Origin of the sequence: Burkholderia seminalis DSM 23518, from assembly GCF_902832885.1 — a bacterium.
GTDB classification, from domain to species: Bacteria; Pseudomonadota; Gammaproteobacteria; order Burkholderiales; family Burkholderiaceae; genus Burkholderia; species Burkholderia seminalis.
Map to the genome: position 1 here is coordinate 1 of NZ_CADFDK010000002.1, position 18869 is coordinate 18869.

Here is an 18869-nt window from a genome sequence, read left to right on the forward strand (position 1 = left end):
TCAGACGTCGGCCTGCAGATCAAGGAAGGCGAGATCTACGGCCTGATCGGCCCGAACGGCGCCGGCAAGACGACGTTCTTCAACGTGATCACAGGCCTCTACACGCCGGATTCCGGCGACTTCAAGCTGGACGGCCAGAACTACACGCCGACGGCCGTGCACCAGGTGGCCAAGGCCGGCATCGCGCGCACGTTCCAGAACATCCGCCTGTTCGGCGGGATGACGGCGCTCGAGAACGTGATGGTGGGCCGCCACGTGCGCACCAAGCACGGGCTGCTCGGCGCGGTGTTCCAGACGCCGGCCGAGCGCCAGGAAGAGCGCGAGATCAAGGAACGCGCGATCGAGCTGCTCGAGTACGTCGGCGTGCTGCAGTACGCGGACTACACGTCGCGCAACCTGTCGTACGGCCACCAGCGCCGTCTCGAGATCGCGCGCGCGCTGGCCACCGATCCGAAGCTGCTCGCGCTCGACGAGCCGGCGGCCGGGATGAACGCGACCGAGAAGGTCGAACTCACGCGCCTGCTCGACAAGATCCGCTCGGACGGCCGCACGATCCTGCTGATCGAGCACGATGTGAAGCTCGTGATGGGATTGTGCAACCGGATGACGGTGCTCGATTACGGCAAGGTGATCGCCGAGGGTCTGCCGCAGGACGTGCAGAAGAACCCGAAGGTGATCGAGGCATATCTCGGCGCGGGGGTGCACTGATGGCAGCGGCAATGTTGAAAATCAAGGGCTTGCAGGTCAACTACGGCGGCATCCAGGCCGTCAAGGGCGTTGACATGGAAGTCCGTCAGGGCGAGCTCGTGACGCTGATCGGCGCGAACGGCGCGGGCAAGACCACGACGATGAAGGCGATCACGGGCCTGAAGCCGTACTCGGCGGGCGACATCGAGTACGACGGCAAGTCGATCAAGGGCATTCCGCCGCACGAGCTGCTCAAGCGCGGCCTCGCGATGGTGCCGGAAGGCCGCGGGATCTTCGCGCGGATGTCGATCATCGAGAACATGCAGATGGGCGCGTACCTGCGCAACGACACCGAGCAGATCAAGAAGGACGTCGACCGGATGTTCGGCTTCTTCCCGCGTCTGAAGGAGCGTGCGACGCAGCTCGCGGGCACGCTGTCGGGCGGCGAGCAGCAGATGCTGGCGATGTCGCGCGCGATCCTGTCGAAGCCGAAGCTGCTGCTGCTCGACGAGCCGTCGATGGGCCTGTCGCCGATCATGGTCGAGAAGATCTTCGAAGTGGTGCGCGAGATCTCGAAGGAGGGCATCACGGTGCTGCTGGTCGAGCAGAACGCGCGCCTCGCGCTGCAGGCGGCGGACCGTGGCTACGTGATGGATTCCGGCACGGTCACGATGGAAGGCGACGCGAAGCAGATGCTCGACGATCCGAAGGTGCGGGCTGCGTATCTGGGTGAGTAACCTCGTGAACAAGTGCGGCATGCCGACGATGCTGGTCGAAACGAGCAATGCAGGGAGTGATATCACATGACTTGACTCTCACGCCTTCGTGTCCTGAAAGTCCGGACATTCGCATCGACCGAACCGACTGATTGCGATCGGATGTGTCGAGGCCAGTACCGGGACCAATCATGCAGATGATCCAGCCGCATGAGTCGGCAGAATGCGTTTGTGCTGGAGCGCACTGAGCTTGAGGCCATCGTTGGAAGTTGGAGCGCGTTGCAAGCAAAGCATCCACGACCTTTGGCATCGGGAGCAAGAGGATCCGACCTGAGCGCCCTTCAACGGCTCAAAGAGAGAAGTCTCAGTCGCCTTACCAAGTAGACCGGCACCATGCCGATCAAGTTTTTCAGCGGCCGGTCCGACAAGTGATCTTGGGAAACCAACGGGTTCTTGCCGGTGTCGGAAGCGGAGCAAGATGGGTGGTGGAGCGGGGCAGTCCTGGAGCGAGAGTCATCCTGATTTGCGTCGGGATTCAGCGTCGACGTTTCGGGTCACCGGATGCAAATCGTTACGTGTCGTTCTGGGATCAGGGTTTATGTGCCGGACCGCGATCAGTATGTCGATGATGAGAAGCGTGTGTGATGTACCCCGATCGGAACGCGTCGCTTCTTCCGGCAATATTGCATGCACTTGGGCAAGCCGTGATCGGGGTAACGGGACAATGGATTACCAGTCGAGCGTAGCAAAGAGTTCCGGTACTTCGTGCAGCGTCTGTAACGTCGCGTCTGGAGTGTAGTCCGGCAGCAATTTTCGACCCGTGCCTCGATCAATCCACACGCAACGAAATCCGATGTCTCGCGCCGCTGCATGGTCCAGATGCGGGCTGGCGCAAATGTGAACAACGTCGTCCTTCGATACATCAAGCTGTTCGTGCGCGTAATCGAACAGCCGACGTGCTGGTTTGTAGGCCCCGGCCTGTTGTGCAGTAATGACCCTGTCGATATAGCCGCCAAGTTGTGCTACGTTGCCTGCAATAATGTCGTCGTCCGTATTCGAGACAATACACAGACGGTATCCCATTGCTTTCAACTTCCCTAGCGTGCCGACGACCTCGGGAAACGGTGGCATCGCCGCAATCCTCGAAGTCAGCACTGCGGCGTCGCTTTCGCTCCCGGCAAGCCCGAATTCCTCCAGCGCAAGTCGAAGGCCCTGGCCGGAAACCTGACGGAAGGTGCGGTGGGGCGATTGCTGCTCGAGCTCATGTTCATACCGGTCGTAAACCTCGATGAATCTGGATGCGTCGACCTCCGTTGCCTGCCGTTTTCCAAGAATCTCGCGTACCGCTGCCAGCAAACCTTCGTCCCATTGAATGAGCGTGCCGTAGCAGTCGAATGTCAGCCATTGTGGCCGACTCGTATCTTTCAGTGACATCATTGTTCCTGTTTGGCTAGAAGACATTCGCATCATAGGCAGAAGGTCTCATATTTAGAAATTAGATAATAAAATCATGGATATTTAAATTTCAAATGACCGACCATGTTTGATCTCGAGCTACTGAAGACGCTGATTTGCGTCGTTGATGAAGGCAGCTTCACTCGTGCAGGCGAACGTGTTCATCGCACGCAGTCGACTGTTAGCCAGCAGGTGCGAAAGCTGGAAGAGTCGGTAGGTCGCCCGCTGCTGCTCAGGGACCGTTCGGGGAATCATGTCGTTGCCACCGAACACGGTGTCTTGCTCGCGCAGTACGCGCGGAGGCTGCTGGCGTTGTCGCAGGAAGCCCGCGAGGTGCTCCAGCGCGACGTCAAGCTTTCGCCGGTTCGAATCGGGGTCCCGGAGGACTTCGATGCGCGGCGCATGTCGGCAATACTCTCGGGTTTTCTGAAGGTCCGACCGGATGTGAGGCTTGAAACGTCGGCGGGTATGAGCGCGGATTTGCAAGGCAAGCTTGCCGCGAGGGAAATAGACCTCGCACTCGTCAAGCGGGAACCCGGCAGAGGCGACTGTTTCGCGGCTTGGCCAGAGTCGCTTGCTTGGGTGCGGGGGCGGGATGCTGATTCCCCGAAGCCGGATTCGGATGAGCCGATCGCGCTTGCGCTTTTTCCCCACGGATGTATTTACCGTCAGCGGGCGATCCGCAGTCTCGACAAGGCGCAGCGTGCCTGGCGCATAGCGTTTGGCAGCCAAAGCCTTACTGCGATTCAGGCAGCGGTCGCCGCAGGTCTGGCTATCTCGGTGCTACCGAAGTCTGCGATCTTGCCGGAGCATCGAGTCTGCACCGATTTGCCTCCATTGCCACCGTCAGAGCTTGCGCTAGTCGGCACCGGCGATATTCTTGACAACGCACAGCGAGATATGGTCGATTTTTTGATCAAGCAAATCAAACGCGCGTAACCGCCCGAATACGAAATGCCTTAAGACATGCCGGCTTCAGGCCGATTTCAACGTGCTTCGAATCGTTGCATGAAGCCGCTACGCCACTTGCATTCATTAGTGTCGTTCAATCGTGGCAATCAGTGAGCCGTTCGAATTTCCCGAACCCGTGCTGAGCGCTGAGAGTCCATCAACCATCATTCTGCTTTCATTTGGATGAATCGGGGGTAGACGCGACAAGCATGTCGATCAGGGCCCGTGATGCCGCAGACAAGCGACGATGAGGCGCATAAATCACAGAAAACGGCCGTGTGCGGCCACGGAGGTGGGGCAGCAGTTCGACGAGAGTTCCGGCCTGAATCCGGTCCCGAACAATAAAATCATAGGTCTGGCAGATGCCGGCGCCGCTCTGCGCCATTGAAACGACACCCAGCACATCGTCGGAGACCGCGATGTTCGAAGGCGGCAGCCAGTCGATGTCCTGACCGCCGTCCTGGAACACCCACGGTGCGATACGGCCGCTGCTGGGCAGCATGAAAGGCAAGCAAAGGTGGTGCTCCAGATCGGCCACGTTTTCCGGAATGCCAGCATTGGCGATGTAATCGGGCGACGCTACCAGGCATAACACTGCATCTTCAAGCTTGCGCGCGACCAGTCCACTGTCGGGCAATGCGCCTAGCCGGATCGCCAGATCGAAACCTTCGGCCACCAGATCGACGTTCCGGTTCGCGATATTCAACTCCACGCGAACCTGCGGGTGTTGCTGCGTGAACTGCCGAAGCAGCGGTGGCAGACGATAGTGTCCGTACGTCGTCGGTACGCTGAGCCGGACATGACCTGTCAGCGCGCCGTCCTGCCCCTGAATGGCGCGCTCGGCATCGTCGATCAACAAGAACGCTGCGCGCGATTGTTCCAGATAGAGCCTGCCTTGCTCCGTCAGGCTCAACCGTCGGGTCGAACGACGCAGCAACTGCACACCCAGCCGAGTCTCCAGGCGCGTGATAGCTCGGCTCAGAACCGAAGGTGTGCTGCCCAAGGCCACCGCGCCGGCGGTCATCGAGCCTTTTTCAATTACCGTGACAAACGCTTCCACATCACCGAGATGGTCGAATCTTCGCCCCATCTTGTCCTCCAGAGAACAGAAGATTTACTTCTGACTCAGTTTATCTCCTCCATTGAGCCAAATAAAGTGGGCGCATTGTGATCCGTCGTCGGGTCACCCACTGAAATCGAGGAGCGAACCATGAATAGTGAACATCGCGACCGGCAGGACTTGTCCGTGCTGTTCGTACTCACGAGCCACGCGACGAAAGGCTCGACCGGCGAGCCGACCGGGTTTTATCTCGGCGAAGTGACGCATCCGCTTGCCGAACTCGACGCGGCCGGCATCCCGGTCGAATTCGCGTCGATTCTGGGCGGCGAGCCGCCCGTCGACGGGCTTGACCTGACGGACGAAGTCAACGCGCGCTATTGGAACGACAGTGCTTTCCGCGACGCGCTGCGCCACACGCAGCGACTGGGCGATGTCGACGCGTCGAAATATGCGGCTGTCTTCTTTGCAGGCGGCCACGGTGCGATGTGGGATTTTCCGGGCAATCCCGACGTGCAAAAGGTGACTCGCGCGGTCTATGAGGCAGGTGGTGTGGTCGGTGCGGTATGTCATGGCCCCGCCGCGCTGGTGGATGTGACCCTCGGCGACGGAACGTACCTGGTCGCCGGCAAGAACCTCAGCGCATTCACGGATGAAGAGGAGCGCGCGGTTCAACTCGATCGCGTCGTGCCTTTCCTGCTCGCGAGCACGTTGACACAGCGCGGCGCGCATCACCATCCCGTACCGAATTGGACGGCGAAGGTCGTCGTCGACGGACGTCTCGTGACCGGCCAGAACCCGCAGTCGGCTTCCGGCGTTGGCGCGGCGATCCGTTATCTGTTGCTGAATCATTCAGGGCAGGCCTGAAATTCCCCATGGAGAACGCTATGCATTCGATGCGCAAGCTCGCCGTTGCCGCCATACTCGGCATTGCAGCGTACAGCGCTCACGCGGCCAACGTGCTCGTGGTGTTGTCGGATTCCGATCACCTCGATCTGAAGGACGGCAAGGTCTTCGCGACGGGCTTCTACCTGAACGAACTGATGCAGCCCGTGAAGGCCTTGCTTGATGCCGGCCACCAGGTGACCTTCGCCACGCCCGAGGGCAACGCGCCCACGATGGATGCGACGTCTGCCGACAAGATGTACTTCAACGGCGACGAAAAGGCGATGCGCGGTTACCAGGCTTTGCTCGACAAGCTGCAAATCACGTCGCGCTCGCACTCTCCCGTGATCAGTCTGTCGCGGGTGGAGCAGATCGGTTACGGGCACTTCGATGCCGTCTATGTTCCCGGCGGCCACGCGCCGATGCAGGATCTTCTGACCAGCCCCGCGGTGGGCCGACTGCTGGCCGATTTTCACGCGCGCGGCAAGACCACGGCGCTCGTTTGTCATGGTCCGATTGCGTTGCTGTCGACCCTGCCCGATGCACAGGGCTTTGCACGAAAGCTCGCCTCGGGGAACGCGAGCGGCAGCTACCCGAAATGGATCTATTCCGGTTACCGCATGACGGTGATCAGCAACGCGGAAGAGGAGCAGGCAAAAGGACTGCTTGGCGGCGGAGTGATGAAGTTCTATCCGCAGACCGCGCTGCAGCAGGCCGGCGGCATCTATAGCAGCAACGAGGTGCCATTTACCGCGCACATGGTGACCGACCGCGAATTGATCACCGGTCAGAATCCGGCCTCCGCACTCGACGTCGCGGGCGAGATGCTGAAGCGGCTGAAGTAATGCCACGCAATGGACCGGCGTAGCCGGTCCTTCGACGAGCAAGGGAGAAGCAAACGGTGGATCTGCAACTTGAAGGTAAAACTGCCATCGTCACCGGCGCCACCGCTGGCATCGGTATGGCCATTGCACGAACGTTGGCCGGCGAAGGTGTGTCGGTCACGATCACCGGGCGTCAGCGTGACAAACTCGACACCGCCGTCGCCGAGATATCCGCTACCGCGCATCGCGGCAGCGTGCGCGGAATCGTCGCCGATGTGAGCGGCAAGCGAGGTGTCGCGGAACTGATCGAAGCGCAGCCGGATACGGATATTCTCGTGAATAACCTTGGCTACTACGAAGCCAGGGCCTTCGCCGAGATCACTGATGACGAATGGCTGCGAATGATCGATGTCAACGTCATGTCGGGCGTACGGCTGTCACGTCATTACTTTCCTCGCATGCTTGCGAAGAACTGGGGGCGTGTCATCTTCATGTCCAGCGAAGTCGGGGCGTTCACGCCGCCGGACATGGTGCACTACGGTGTCAGCAAATCGGCCCAGCTCGCGGTCTCGCGCGGAATGGCCGAACTGACAAAGGGTACGGGTGTGACCGTCAACAGCGTACTGCCGTCCGCTACGCGCTCCAAAGGCATCGTCGCGTATTTGCGGCAGACCGCGCCACGACCCGATATGACCGATGCGGAAATCGAATCCCACTTCTTCGACACGTATCGTCCGAGCTCACTGATCGCCCGCATGATCGAGGCCGACGAGATTGCCGCCATAGTGGCGTTGCTGGTCAGTCCTTTGGGTGCCGCATCCAACGGTGCTGCGGTGCGCGTCGAAGGCGGCACTTTTCGGTCGATTCTGTGAACAGGTGCCTCGATATGTCTGCCCACGTCATTGTCACACTCGTAGAGGCGAAGCACGGTTGCGAAGCGGTGCTGGTTCAAGCCCAACAGGAACTCGTCGAGATGGCGCGCCACCAGCCCGGCTGTCTCAGTTACGAACTGCATGAATCGCTGGATCAGCCGGGGATGGTCGTCTTTTTTGAGCAATGGGCGGACCGCGCGTCGTGGGAGTACCACATGCGCAGCCCGCTGATGGACGCATTCCGCGCGACCGCCGGTCAATGGATCGAAACCTTCAAATTGCTGCATCTGCATCAAGTCGCATAACCGCATCTAACGAATTCACCATCCTTCATCATGTTCGAGCGCTTGAGTCGAGTTACGCCATTTGCTTTCGCAATTGCCTTCATCAGTTGCGCGACCGCAGCGACTGCGGTGGCCGATACCCGGCTTGAACGCTGGCGAAGCTACGCCGGAGTAAGTTGGGAGATTCCGAAAGACGGTGGAGATCCCGCGCCGTTCGCTGGCTCGGTCAATGCGCCGATTGCCGGGCTTCATTTCGACGCACGCGGTACCGCATATGTGAGTACCCCGCGGTTTGTCGCCGCGTCGACACCGGCGACGCTGAGCAGGCTGGATACTCGGGCAACTACCGGCCCGGCGCGACTGACGCCATTTCCGTCAATGGAAGGCAATTCCACAGCAACTGCTCCGAGCGAGCATTTGCGCAACGTGCTGGGCTTCTACGTCGATCGGAAAAACGACTGGCTCTGGGCACTTGACATGGGGTTCGTTGCCGGCGAATCGGAGGCACCTGCTGGAGCCCAGAAAATCGTGGTGTTCGATCTGAAATCCGGACGAATCGTGAAGCGCATCGCCCTCGACGGTGTGGCCGATCGTGTCGGCAGCTTCCTCAACGACATCGTCGTCGACGAACACAGGCGCATCGCGTATGTTTCCGACAGTGGCTCGCGCAGTTCACCGCATAACAAGGTCGGACTGATCGTCGCCGATTTTGCGTCAGGCACGGCGCGACGTGTGCTGGACGGGCATCCGTATTTGCAGGTCGAAGCGGGGGTAAAGGTCGTCTCCCATGGCGTTGAAGTATGGCCGGAAAAGCCGCTGCTGATAGGTATCAATGGTATCGCGCTGTCGCCGGACGGTGCGACGCTGTATTGGACCGTGACGACAGGAACACGCGCACGTTCGGTTCCGACCGCCGTTCTTAGGCTGCACGGTGCAACAGATGAGCAGATCGCCACGGAGATTCGTGATCTTGGTGCTGTCGGTGGCAACACGGACGGAATCGTGACGGATTCGCACGGTGTGCTCTACATTACCGATGTCACGCACAATGGCATCGTGAAGTACGAACCGGGCACGAAATCGATGTCGTTGATCGCATCCGACGATGGCGTGCATTGGCCGGACACTCCGGCTCTGCTTCCGACCGGCGATCTCGTCTTCACGTCGAGCGCGCTGAGTGACCATGTCGCAGGTCTGGTCCCAAACGGTCACGAGCGCTACGAGTTATGGCGGATATCGATCGGCGGCAAGTAATTGGGAGTCGGGGCTGCATCTGTATTGGGCGACAGCCGTTTTATGGCCAACCGAGAATAGAACGGCGTGTGCGCTTGCGGCATTGGCTCCTGGTGTGACGGCGAAGGGTGCTGAAAGCCATGTGCCTGAGCAACCTGAAATTGCGCGGTTAAATTCGGCGATCCGATACGAGTCCGTTTATGCCTTGTGTCGAAACCGTGGCTGTTTCAGATCATTCTCCGGCGCTCTGATTCATCGCCGCGAGAGGATGTTGATCATCGGCGAATAGACTGATATCTTACGCCATCATTCCTTTAATTTTCCTGATCGTCTAGGATTTTTTCGATTTCACTGCAAAGAAAAATTACGAGAGGACGTTGTTCAAAGCTGACTGGATTCACTTTTGCAATTAAGGCAAGTTCGGTCCCCGGTAAATCGGGCAGCTTATCGGAGGACGACAGGATTCGATGGGAGGGCAAGACGGCAGATCTTGGCAATACGCCAACGGCCAAGCCGGCAGATACCGCGGCTTGAATTCCGGTCAAGCTGGGACTTTCGAAACCAACTCTCCATCGTATTCCTGCTTTTTTGAGAGCATATACCGCTCGTGCCCTGTAGATGCATCCTCGAGGAAAGACTGCCAATGGCAACACGTCGTACGGCGTGACAGTCTGCCGGTTTGTCACCCAGACGACGGACTCTGGCCAAGACGCCACACACGCCCCCGTTCCGGGTTCCCGTTTTACCAAGGCGAGTTGAAGCTGATCAGCAGCAAGCTTCGCATGCAGATCAATACTCATGCCGCTTGCTATTTCAAGTCGAATGGACGGGTTTATACAGGCGAATCCGGAAAGAACTTGCGTAATCCGGTCGACCCGAAAATCTTCGGGTATTCCAATTCGAATTTGAATCAAATCCCGGTTGGCTGCAAGAGCATTTTTTGCTTCCTGGGCAAGTTCAATAAGACGACGCGCGTAGGTCGCCAATATTTCACCCTGTTCCGTGACGACAACATTGTTACCACTTCTATCACGGACGAGCAACGTGTGTCCAAGTGATCTCTCGAGCCTCGATATTTGTTGACTTACTGTGGATTGCGTCTTGTGGATTCTCTCCGCGGTTCTCGTAAAGTTCCGCTCTTCGACGACGCACAGCAGGGTGTTCAATAGATCGAGGTCAATCATTATCGGGATGTGCTGAATCTCGGAATTAGAAACAGTAATTCATTTCCTTGACGATTGTCATTCGGTGGCGCGGAACAATATTTTTGCTCGACGGATCAAGATTTCCGTCTTGCTTGGAGCGCCATCCATGGAATTGTCGCGAATCGCATGTGGTGGCTGGGAGTAAGGCGGTTTTGCATTTGATGAATAAAATGGGGGTTTTGATCTTCACATATTCAAATAGTCGATCGTGATTGTATGTGGAATGGCTGAGCTGGTGTGCATGAGGGGCATATTATTATAATTAATAACACTTATCGAGATATTTAATTTCCTCGTAAAAATGAGGCGGGTTAGGCTGCGGGTTGTAAATTGGAGTCAAGAATGAGGTGTGGTCGTGTGGGGTGGCGTCACGGCCCGGTGGTGCTTCCGAGGTAATTATCCGAATCGGACCCGCTGCGCGGTATTCGATGCGGCTTTTTGCAAATATCGATTCACTGTAATGATGCGGTGTGCTGATGTATTGGTTGTTTTGTTGTGGGTGGTTATTTGAAACTTAGAAACTTTCAATGAATTTGGGGGTGTCGGATGAGGTGGCGCATTGCGTTGTTCATGGGAATTTCGTCGCTTGCGGTCAGTGCGTGTGGAGGGGATGACGGAGCTGTAGGTTCTCCTGCCAGTGTGCTGACGCAGCAGTCTGCATCCGGGCAGCAGTTCGAATCGAACTCCCTTTCGACCGCCGGGAAAAATTCCGTCGCGATCGATAAGGACTATTCCGTAAGAAAATCTGCATGGGTCAACTTGTCGAGTGGATCCATGGGGATTGCAATGCAAGAACTTGGCCGTTCTGCAACAATCCAGTCCAGCGATTCGGTGAATCCCGCAATTCAGAATCAATTTGACGGGGTGATTGTGAACGCAGATGAAGATTTCGGTCGCTATAAAGAGAAAGTATCCAGTGCGCTGAACGAAGGCTATCTGATAATCATCGATTCATCGGGGAGTGCCGATAGTCAACAGCGCGTTCTCGATCTCAGTATCGAACTGGCCCATGTCGGGCGCAAAGCAGCGGTTGCGTTGCTGTATAAGGGGGCGCCGGATGAGGGGGTAGGCGTACTCGCATTTGATGCCGCAGAGCGAGATGAGTTGGCCACGCTCTTGCCCAAACTCGGGCGACGTGGAAGCGATTCGTTGATTAAACAAAAAACGCAATGATTGCGGGGTGAATCGAATGAAAATTGAATCCTCTCGATATGCCGTTCTGGCAACATTGCTCGCGGCTTGCCTGGGCTTGCTTTCCCAAAATAGTCACGCTCTCGCTACCGGAACAACGAAGTGGGTGACGGACCCAACGATTTCCGCTGATCGAAATAATTCGTATATTTCGTACTATTCCAATCAAGGTGCCCAAGGAACGTATTGGGTGTGGAGGGTCCAAAAATATTATCCCGAATTTACGCTCAGTTGCAGTACGCCGTCGAATAGTGGATGCACAGCGAACAAGACAGAAGGCCGTAGCACGTCGATCACAAGGCAGTGGACGATCGGTATCGATTTATCCCCGACCTTCAAAAGCCAAGGCGGCGGCCTAAGTGCCTCCTATAGTCAGGCCGTGACGCAAGAGCAGAGTTTCACCATTGGGCAAACAATCTATGTGCCATCCGGATCTACGGCGTATGCGATGATAATCGCGCTCGATAAGTACATTCCGGCGGCGGATTATAGAGGTGTTTGGAGGGCGACGGGAAAAAGGCAGAATCCGACGTGTACCCAGTGGGGTTGTGGACCTTATCGTTACGAAATGCGATGGGATAACGACTATACATTCTCAACATGGAAGGGCCATATGGTGACGTATCACCGTGCTTTCATGTGTGCGACAAGAGATACCGTCGCGCCCCGAGTCGGGGACGGCCCGCCGAAGGGTTGCTCGTTGCCACCGATACCGTATTGACTTGGACGAAGGCCCTGGCAGGCTCCGCCCCTTTTTCGTCGAGGGGCGATCGGCCATGCGGGGCCAGATTGTTCGCGCAGAACGGCGAACCAGAAGTTGAAGTGACTAGCGGTGATCGACGAGTACGCGCGTGAATGCCCGCCGATGACAAGGGCGTCAAACACGGATCACTCTCACCGTTCCAAAACGTCCGCACGGGGCTCGTGTGCCTCGCCTTGCCGAAGGATGCCAATCGGACGGACGAGTTCCTGACACGCGACGATCCTGCGCTGCGCGCAGTGGTATATGCGTCGCGTTCGATGAGTACGGACCAGATCGCCGCAGCCACCGAGCGCGATGGCGCCATGGGGCTCGACGAGATGGTACGCATACCTAGTTGTGGCGGGGGCAAGAGCATCGAGCCGAGTTGCGTGCAGCCTCCTAGGCGGTGATCAACACCGATCAGCACACCGATCTGCTGCCCACAACCTCTTCACAAGGGGGCGGACGGATGGATCTCGAACATCTATCGTGGTTCAGCAACGTGGTACCCACTGACCTCGATGATCTGGACTTGCTGGCCACTCGGGCAGACGTGCATCGCGTGCTCGAAACATAGGCGGATTCGAACACCGGTCTTGGACTCCAAGAGGTCGGCGCAGCCATCCAGGCGTTGAACAAGCGCCTGGGCTGGGTAGGGTGATTCTCGTTGGGCGCGCTGCTTGCCACCGTCGGCTACCGGTTGTAATGGGGCACATCCTCAAAGCAAGCGACGGGGACTTGCGGCCTCGTTGTCGTTTGCAGTCTCCGGATGCCGCGCTCGATCTCCCGGACCTGCTCGCGTTGTGCCGTCGCTCCTGTTTGCGTTCCCACGCCACGGTGATCACGGGCCCCGTAAGGCATCGGTGATCACCCGGGACGGGAAGTGAAATAAATAGGGCCACGACAATGAGCCGTGAGACTTGCCCGGACTAACGAGCCGTGCGAACTGCATGGGACGAGGAAATATCGCGTCCATCGTATAGCCACGAACGATCGAGATGCACGCCGAGTTCCGTCGAATTCTCATCGGATTCAGCCAAGATCCTATTCAAGGACCGAGTGTGGCCACCGCCGATAGGAGTCACACCGGCGCGCTCGCCGCTTTCTGCACGAGATGTACCGAGGCAGCCGGACAACCGTCCAAAGACAGCTTTTCTGAGAATTTTCGTGCCCAAGGACACTTTTTCTGAGACGAGCAGCGTGCACTCGTCTCAGAAAAGATGTCCAAGTCCTTGATTTTTCAAGAGGGGCAAAGACATCTTTTCTGAGAGCCCACAGCGTGTTTGTAAAACCAGGAGATTCCGGTGCATCCCCCGATGTCGTTTTTATGGCCAGCATCTACTCCGACTACGCGGCTTCGTCAGGCCCCGGCCAGCGTGGACAGAGCCTTCTCCGATATTTCACCCAGAAAAATGATAGTTTCATATCCATAGATCATCTTTCATTGGGTGGAAGATTAAGTGGACAAACTGGAAGCAATGTCGATCGTGCTGCTCACGATCGAAAAAGGTAGCCTCACTGCGGCCGCGAAAGCCTTGAATATGCCGCTGCCGACCGTGAGCCGGAAGGTCACGGAACTCGAAGCGTATCTCGGCACGAAATTGCTGCATCGTTCAACGCGCAAGCTGACCTTGACCGATGCCGGCCAAGCATACGTCGCGTCTGCCAGACGCATCATGGAAGACATCGAGGAAACCGAACGCGCCGCGGCTGGCGAGTACGCCACTCCACGGGGAGAGCTGGTGCTCACCGCGCCGGTGCTGTTCGGCCATGTGTACATCTTGCCCATCGTCACGGACTTCCTGGCTGCCTATCCCGAGATCAACGTCCGGTTGGTTCTCTCGGATCGGAACCTTCATCTCTACGATGACCACGTTGACATGGCAGTGCGCATCGGCACCCTGCCGGACAGCAACATGATTGCAACGCGTGTCGGCGCCATGGATACACTCGTGTGCGCTTCGCCGGCCCTGCTGGCTGCGCACGGCAAACCAAAACACCCGAGCGACCTGGAAAAGCTTCCGTGCGTTGTCTTCGCCGGCCCTTCCACCGCAACATGGTGGTTTCGGGATCCGTCGACCCAACGTGATTTCAACGTCAACATCACTCCGCGCCTGTCCGTGACCACGGCTGAGGCAGCGGTACAGGCGGCGCTCCGTCACACCGGTTTGACGAGGGTGTACCGCTACCACTGCGATGCCGCGCTCCGCACCGGGGAGCTTGTCCACGTCCTTCCGAAGTTCGATGTCGAGTCGATTCCTGTCAGTCTCGTCCATGGAGAGCGCGGGCTGTTGCCGCTCAAGATGAGAGTCTTCCTCGACTTCGCAACCGACCGGTTGCGCTCGGCGATGTCGGAGCTGGGTAAGGCCTGACGAGCGTTCGCTCCAAGGAGTGCGCTCTTTCCAATTCCTCAATACTTTCACTGGATGGAATGTCGGTTCTCGAAAATAGCCAATTATTGTTTTGGATGGAAGTCACTACTATCTCTCCTACCGAAGCCACGGTGGCTCGGATTAACGGAGAAATCTCATGGCCCGCCTTGTAATCCCCTCGAAAGAAGCCGCTCCCGCCAAAGCGCAACCGATCCTCGCGAACTACGAGAAAGTTCTCGGTGTGATCCCGAACTTCTTCGCCCTGATCTCGCAATCTCCCGACGCACTGAAGGCGATCGCCGACATGCACGGCGCGCTCGGCAAGAGCCTCGGTCACAAGACCCGGGAGCGCATCCACGTGATGACCGCCGAAGTGAACGGCTGCAGCTACTGCCTGTCGGCCCACACCTACCTCGGCGCCAAGCTGCAGGGGCTGACGCCGGAAGACATGGAGCTCAATCGCGACGGCCATTCGACCGATCCGAAGGCCGACGCCGCGCTGCAGTTCGCCTACAAGATCGCCATGTCGCGCGGTCACATCGAAGACGCGGATGTCGAAGCCGTACGTGCCGCGGGTTACACCGACGAGCAGATCGTCGACATCGTCGCCGAGACCGCGTTCAGCTTCATCACCAACCTCTTCAACAACACGTTCAAGACCGACATTGACGCGACGTTCCCGCCGCTTCGGACGCGGGCCCGTCAGGCCGCCTGAAATCCGGGGGCCGGGCGCCCTATGAAGCGTCCGGCTGCCTGGCCTCGATGGCTGGCTGCTCCGTTCTGGCCACGCGCAATTCCCTATGCGCGCGTGGTTGGTCGGAACGCTTCTATTGATGCAATCCGCTGGATGGTCGCGCCTGGTAGCGAAGCAGCTTGGTCATCTCGGCGATGCCGACATCGCTGCAGTGAGGCATGCGGGCTACGACGACGCACCGAGCGTCGAAATCGTTGCACTCGCCGCCGTGAATGTCTTCACCCACGACCTCGACGAAGTGGCTAAAACCCACATCGACTTCCCCGTTGTGGCCGATCTGGCAGATCGACTGCATGCAGCAGAGACCCGATGAATCATGGACCATCCGCGCTTCGTTGATCCGCGTATAGCGAACGGACGAGCAAGAGTCATTTCAGATGCGACGTCTCAGTTCGCGTTTTCCAGGGTATTTGATGGCGCGATAAAGCGGGTATCAAAGCAGTGGCGACCCGGGATGAGCGGCAGGAAGGCATTCCGCTACATGGAACGTGTGCTGAAGCCGGAACTCGACAAGCACCTGATCACGTTTCCGCTGATACGCCTCGGCGAAATGACCATGTACTGCGGATTGTTCGAGCAACGTGGCGCCACTGGCGGGCTGGATTTCTTCTTCTTCGTCTGTTCGTCGGCTGTGCGGCCGGAAGACGGTCTCATGTACCGGATCGAGGTTAGCCAGCATGCAATGCAACGGATCATTCAGCGGACGGGCCGAACCGGCGAGGACGAGATCCGCACACGCCTCTATACCGCCATGGCAAATATCTATTGGTTGCAGCCGTGGATCTACCGGGACAAATGGTTGCAGTTGGGGCTCGCGTGCGAAGAAGGCGTATTTGTTGGCGAAGTGCGAGACGACTGCTACAGCATCAAGACGTTCATCCCGGCGATCGACAACGGCAGACCGTCGCGATGGCGCGATTTGCATGCCGACCTGTGGCCCCGGATCCAGCGACGCGTTCCCCGCGACAAGACGTACGAAGCGGATCAACGCTCGATTGGCGACTGGTACTTCTTCGCGGACGGGCTGACACGGCGTCATCCCTTTCTGCTGAGGCCTTATGTACCGGGACACGATTATCTCGACGCGGCATGGGCGAGTCGTCCGGTTTGATTCTGGAAATATCTGAAAGGTAAGCCGGAGCGTCACATGCCGCGCATGGAAAAAGGCCGTTCAATGCGTGCGATTCGCCCGCCGATGCCCTATGTCGCCCCGGAATCACCAGACGCCATCGGAAGCCGGCGACGAGACCTACTCCGGAGCGTGTTCCCTGCCTTCCTTCGAAAGTTCGAGCAACGCGGCCATGGCCCGCTTGTACGGCCCGAGATCGCCGTTTGCCGCCTGCAGGATGAGTGCCCCTTGCAGGCGAGCGACCCAGTCCTCCGCGAAATGCCGCGCCCGCGCCGGCGACATGCCACTTTCACGCGCCAGGGCTTCGATGGCGTCGATCCAGTGCGAAAACGCCAGCAACAAACCCTGTTTCGCAACCGAGCCGATGTTGGCCGTGGCGAGTTGACCGAGCACGCAGGGGGCGCGCCCACCGACGTACATCTGGTCCAGCGTGGCCACGATTTTGCGAATGCGGGCTTTCAGCGTGCCGGACGAGTGCGCCGCGTTCAGGATTTCGCTGTCGATTACCGCTGTCGCGCGCTCCAACACGGCCTCGGCCATCTGCTCCTTTCCCTCGGGGAAGTGGTGATAGAGGCTCGACTTGCCGAGACCGGTTGCGCGCGACAGATCGGCGATCGACGCCCCGTCGAAGCCGCGATCCCGGAACACCGTGAACAGCCGGTCAATGATTTCGTCTTTCGATGCCTGAGCGGTGGCCATAGATCTTTTCGCTTCCCAAAAAGTACTGATCGTTCGGTACAAGCGGAAGGGTAAGTTGCCTTGCTCGTTAAATCAACCTTGACGCCCATCATTTCCAGATGTACTGTACCGATCGTTCGGTACAGAAAACTCAGGCCGACGCCTCATTCCGTGATCCAGGAGATTTTCGATGTCCACACGCGTGACCTATCAAACCGCCTCCGTCGCCGATCGTCGTACCGGCTCGGCCCTCAATCTGTTCTACCGGGAAGCCGGCCAGAAGGACGCGCCCGCGGTGCTGCTGCTGCACGGTTTCCCGACTTCGAGCCATCAGTATCGCGGGCTGATCGAGCGTCTCGCCGACAAGTACCGGGTGATCGCGCCGGACCTGCCCGGTTTCGGTTTCTCCGACGCCCCGGAAGCGAAGGCGTTCGGCTACACCTTCGACCATCTCGCGGAAGTGATCGAGCGCTTTACCGACACGCTCGGCCTGACGCGCTACGCGCTGTACGTTTTCGATTACGGCGCGCCGGTGGGCTTCCGTCTGGCTGCGTCGCGCCCGGATCGCGTGTCCGCACTCGTCTCGCAGAATGGCAACGCGTACGAGGAAGGCCTGAGCGACGGCTGGAATCCGATGCGTGCATACTGGCAGAACCCGTCCGATGCGAACCGTGAGCAACTGCGCGGTTTCCTGACGGCCGGTACCACGCAGTTCCAGTACCGGCATGGCGAGGCGGATACGTCGCACATTGCGCCGGAGAGCTACACGCTCGACCAGCACTTCCTCGACCGCGCGGGTAACGACGAGATCCAGCTCGACCTGTTCGCCGACTACAAGGCGAACGTCGCGGCCTATCCGCGCTTCCACGAATACTTCCGCACGCATCGTCCGCCGACGCTGGCGGTGTGGGGCAAGAACGATCCGTTTTTCCTGCCGGCGGGAGCCGAGGCGTTCAAGCGCGATATCCCCGATGCCGAGGTGCATCTCGTCGATGGCGGTCATTTCCCGCTCGAGTCGCATCTGGACGAAGTGGCCGGCATCATTCGCGCATTCTTCGCGCGCACGCTGGACGTCGCACAAGGTCAGGCGCTGTTTGGCGCACTGGACGACGTGTCTGCGTCGGCGGAGGCCCAGCCGCTGTTCGACGCGATGCGCGGCGTATTCGGTTTCGTGCCGAATCTCGGCCACGCGCTTGCGGTCGAGCCACCGGTGCTGTCGGCTTACCTGCAGTGGCTCCATGCTCTCGGTGCGACGTCCCTCGATGCGGTGGCGCAGCAGGTCGCAATGGCGGCCGCGAGCCGCGTGAATGCCGCGGACTACGGCGTGGCCGTCCACGCGACGCTGGCCGGCAAGCTCGGTGCCGCCGCGGACGTGGTCGACGCGTTGCGTACCGGCAGCGCGCTTGCCGATCCGAAGCTCGAAGCGGTGCGCCAGTTCGCGACAGCCATCGCATCGAAGCGCACGCAGGTATCGGATAGCGACGTGAACGCGCTGAAGGCGGCGGGCTTCGACCGCCGCGCGGCGGTGGCGATTGCGATGGCCGTGGCCGGCAAGACGCTCGTCAATACGGTCGCGCACCTGTCGAAGATCGAGATCGATGCGGGTTTCCTGCCGGACGCCGCTGCCTGACCTGCTGCGGCGGGGCGGCCGTAAATGGCCGCCCGGCAAGCAGCCTCGAGGATCGAGAGCGTGTCGGGTAGTCAGCTCGACCGCGCGCGACGCGGCCGCGATGATCCCGGACACACGCCGGATCGTTTCGACGGGATCGCCTTGCTGGCGCATCTCGCTATCGACGGCGGGCCAGATGCGGCCCGCCGTCGGTTGACCGATCGC

18 protein-coding genes are annotated in these 18869 nt (G+C 58.9%); 14 read left to right on the top strand and 4 right to left on the bottom strand.

Going from position 1 to position 18869, the window contains the following annotated elements:
* Together HWX00_RS06415 and HWX00_RS06420 are read left to right on the top strand one after the other, a co-directional pair.
* A partial coding sequence (locus tag HWX00_RS06415) for an ABC transporter ATP-binding protein (protein WP_175868100.1) occupies nt 1–708 on the top strand: 708 nt, incomplete at its 5' end.
* Nucleotides 708–1424, top strand: a complete 717-nt coding sequence (locus tag HWX00_RS06420; protein WP_175011082.1) for an ABC transporter ATP-binding protein — start codon at nt 708–710, stop codon at nt 1422–1424. The genes HWX00_RS06415 and HWX00_RS06420, both read left to right, overlap by 1 nt.
* A 708-nt stretch (nt 1425–2132) precedes the next feature.
* Here the strand turns inward: HWX00_RS06420 and HWX00_RS06425 are convergent.
* Nucleotides 2133–2837 (bottom strand): haloacid dehalogenase type II, encoded by a 705-nt coding sequence (locus HWX00_RS06425; RefSeq protein WP_069707191.1) that lies wholly within the window; start codon nt 2835–2837, stop codon nt 2133–2135.
* A 105-nt stretch (nt 2838–2942) separates the two neighbouring features.
* On the opposite strand from HWX00_RS06425, the gene HWX00_RS06430 reads away from it, so the two are divergent.
* Nucleotides 2943–3797 (top strand): LysR substrate-binding domain-containing protein, encoded by an 855-nt coding sequence (locus HWX00_RS06430; protein ID WP_124670733.1) that lies wholly within the window; start codon nt 2943–2945, stop codon nt 3795–3797.
* A 187-nt stretch (nt 3798–3984) separates the two neighbouring features.
* Here HWX00_RS06430 and HWX00_RS06435 read toward each other — a convergent pair whose 3' ends face one another.
* Nucleotides 3985–4899 carry a LysR family transcriptional regulator gene (locus tag HWX00_RS06435; protein ID WP_175027214.1) on the bottom strand — a complete coding sequence of 305 codons (915 nt, stop codon included), beginning with the start codon at nt 4897–4899 and terminating at the stop codon, nt 3985–3987.
* A gap of 120 nt (nt 4900–5019) precedes the next feature.
* Between HWX00_RS06435 and HWX00_RS06440 the strand changes: the two genes are divergently transcribed.
* The 5 genes from HWX00_RS06440 to HWX00_RS06460 are packed head-to-tail and all read left to right on the top strand — an operon-like array spanning nt 5020 to nt 8985.
* Complete coding sequence (locus HWX00_RS06440; protein WP_124530256.1) at nt 5020–5733, top strand: type 1 glutamine amidotransferase domain-containing protein; 714 nt, start codon at nt 5020–5022, stop codon at nt 5731–5733.
* An 8-nt stretch (nt 5734–5741) separates the two neighbouring features.
* Complete coding sequence (locus HWX00_RS06445; protein WP_226193703.1) at nt 5742–6596, top strand: type 1 glutamine amidotransferase domain-containing protein; 855 nt, start codon at nt 5742–5744, stop codon at nt 6594–6596.
* A 56-nt stretch (nt 6597–6652) separates the two neighbouring features.
* Nucleotides 6653–7447 carry an SDR family NAD(P)-dependent oxidoreductase gene (locus tag HWX00_RS06450; RefSeq protein WP_059619754.1) on the top strand — a complete coding sequence of 265 codons (795 nt, stop codon included), beginning with the start codon at nt 6653–6655 and terminating at the stop codon, nt 7445–7447.
* 14 nt (nt 7448–7461) lie between these two features.
* Nucleotides 7462–7752 carry a putative quinol monooxygenase gene (locus HWX00_RS06455; RefSeq protein WP_175027215.1) on the top strand — a complete coding sequence of 97 codons (291 nt, stop codon included), beginning with the start codon at nt 7462–7464 and terminating at the stop codon, nt 7750–7752.
* A gap of 30 nt (nt 7753–7782) precedes the next feature.
* Nucleotides 7783–8985: an L-dopachrome tautomerase-related protein gene (locus HWX00_RS06460; protein ID WP_124530257.1), complete on the top strand. Its 1203-nt coding sequence runs from the start codon at nt 7783–7785 to the stop codon at nt 8983–8985.
* Between the two features lie 293 nt (nt 8986–9278).
* Here the strand turns inward: HWX00_RS06460 and HWX00_RS06465 are convergent, their stop codons facing one another.
* Nucleotides 9279–10148 (bottom strand): LysR family transcriptional regulator, encoded by an 870-nt coding sequence (locus tag HWX00_RS06465; protein ID WP_119338660.1) that lies wholly within the window; start codon nt 10146–10148, stop codon nt 9279–9281.
* A gap of 591 nt (nt 10149–10739) precedes the next feature.
* On the opposite strand from HWX00_RS06465, the gene HWX00_RS06470 reads away from it, so the two are divergent.
* The 5 genes from HWX00_RS06470 (at nt 10740) to HWX00_RS06490 (ending at nt 16339) form a co-directional block, all read left to right on the top strand.
* Nucleotides 10740–11342, top strand: a complete 603-nt coding sequence (locus tag HWX00_RS06470; RefSeq protein WP_124469844.1) for a hypothetical protein — start codon at nt 10740–10742, stop codon at nt 11340–11342.
* 2220 nt (nt 11343–13562) lie between these two features.
* Entirely contained in the window at nt 13563–14474 is a 912-nt protein-coding gene (locus HWX00_RS06475) for a LysR family transcriptional regulator (protein ID WP_175027216.1), read from the top strand.
* 157 nt (nt 14475–14631) lie between these two features.
* On the top strand, nt 14632–15189 hold the full coding sequence (locus tag HWX00_RS06480; RefSeq protein WP_175027217.1) for a carboxymuconolactone decarboxylase family protein: 558 nt from the start codon (nt 14632–14634) through the stop codon (nt 15187–15189).
* 85 nt (nt 15190–15274) lie between these two features.
* Nucleotides 15275–15541: a hypothetical protein gene (locus HWX00_RS06485; RefSeq protein WP_175027218.1), complete on the top strand. Its 267-nt coding sequence runs from the start codon at nt 15275–15277 to the stop codon at nt 15539–15541.
* A gap of 141 nt (nt 15542–15682) precedes the next feature.
* On the top strand, nt 15683–16339 hold the full coding sequence (locus HWX00_RS06490; RefSeq protein ID WP_034189736.1) for a hypothetical protein: 657 nt from the start codon (nt 15683–15685) through the stop codon (nt 16337–16339).
* Nucleotides 16340–16477: 138 nt separating this feature from the next.
* Here the strand turns inward: HWX00_RS06490 and HWX00_RS06495 are convergent, their stop codons facing one another.
* Complete coding sequence (locus HWX00_RS06495) at nt 16478–17056, bottom strand: TetR/AcrR family transcriptional regulator (protein ID WP_034189735.1); 579 nt, start codon at nt 17054–17056, stop codon at nt 16478–16480.
* A 169-nt stretch (nt 17057–17225) separates the two neighbouring features.
* Here HWX00_RS06495 and HWX00_RS06500 point away from each other — a divergent pair, with 169 nt between their 5' ends.
* On the top strand, nt 17226–18665 hold the full coding sequence (locus HWX00_RS06500; RefSeq protein ID WP_175027219.1) for an alpha/beta fold hydrolase: 1440 nt from the start codon (nt 17226–17228) through the stop codon (nt 18663–18665).
* Nucleotides 18666–18869 lie beyond the last annotated feature (204 nt).

Bases quoted from the DNA above. Each gene is read 5' to 3' on its own strand.
- HWX00_RS06420 (WP_175011082.1), top strand. From the start codon at position 708: ATGGCAGCGGCAATGTTGAAAATCAAGGGCTTGCAGGTCAACTACGGC.
- HWX00_RS06425 (WP_069707191.1), bottom strand. From the start codon at position 2,837: ATGTCACTGAAAGATACGAGTCGGCCACAATGGCTGACATTCGACTGC.
- HWX00_RS06430 (WP_124670733.1), top strand. From the start codon at position 2,943: ATGTTTGATCTCGAGCTACTGAAGACGCTGATTTGCGTCGTTGATGAA.
- HWX00_RS06435 (WP_175027214.1), bottom strand. From the start codon at position 4,899: ATGGGGCGAAGATTCGACCATCTCGGTGATGTGGAAGCGTTTGTCACG.
- HWX00_RS06440 (WP_124530256.1), top strand. From the start codon at position 5,020: ATGAATAGTGAACATCGCGACCGGCAGGACTTGTCCGTGCTGTTCGTA.
- HWX00_RS06445 (WP_226193703.1), top strand. From the start codon at position 5,742: ATGGAGAACGCTATGCATTCGATGCGCAAGCTCGCCGTTGCCGCCATA.
- HWX00_RS06455 (WP_175027215.1), top strand. From the start codon at position 7,462: ATGTCTGCCCACGTCATTGTCACACTCGTAGAGGCGAAGCACGGTTGC.
- HWX00_RS06460 (WP_124530257.1), top strand. From the start codon at position 7,783: ATGTTCGAGCGCTTGAGTCGAGTTACGCCATTTGCTTTCGCAATTGCC.
- HWX00_RS06465 (WP_119338660.1), bottom strand. From the start codon at position 10,148: ATGATTGACCTCGATCTATTGAACACCCTGCTGTGCGTCGTCGAAGAG.
- HWX00_RS06470 (WP_124469844.1), top strand. From the start codon at position 10,740: ATGGGAATTTCGTCGCTTGCGGTCAGTGCGTGTGGAGGGGATGACGGA.
- HWX00_RS06480 (WP_175027217.1), top strand. From the start codon at position 14,632: ATGGCCCGCCTTGTAATCCCCTCGAAAGAAGCCGCTCCCGCCAAAGCG.
- HWX00_RS06485 (WP_175027218.1), top strand. From the start codon at position 15,275: ATGCGCGCGTGGTTGGTCGGAACGCTTCTATTGATGCAATCCGCTGGA.
- HWX00_RS06490 (WP_034189736.1), top strand. From the start codon at position 15,683: ATGAGCGGCAGGAAGGCATTCCGCTACATGGAACGTGTGCTGAAGCCG.
- HWX00_RS06495 (WP_034189735.1), bottom strand. From the start codon at position 17,056: ATGGCCACCGCTCAGGCATCGAAAGACGAAATCATTGACCGGCTGTTC.
- HWX00_RS06500 (WP_175027219.1), top strand. From the start codon at position 17,226: ATGTCCACACGCGTGACCTATCAAACCGCCTCCGTCGCCGATCGTCGT.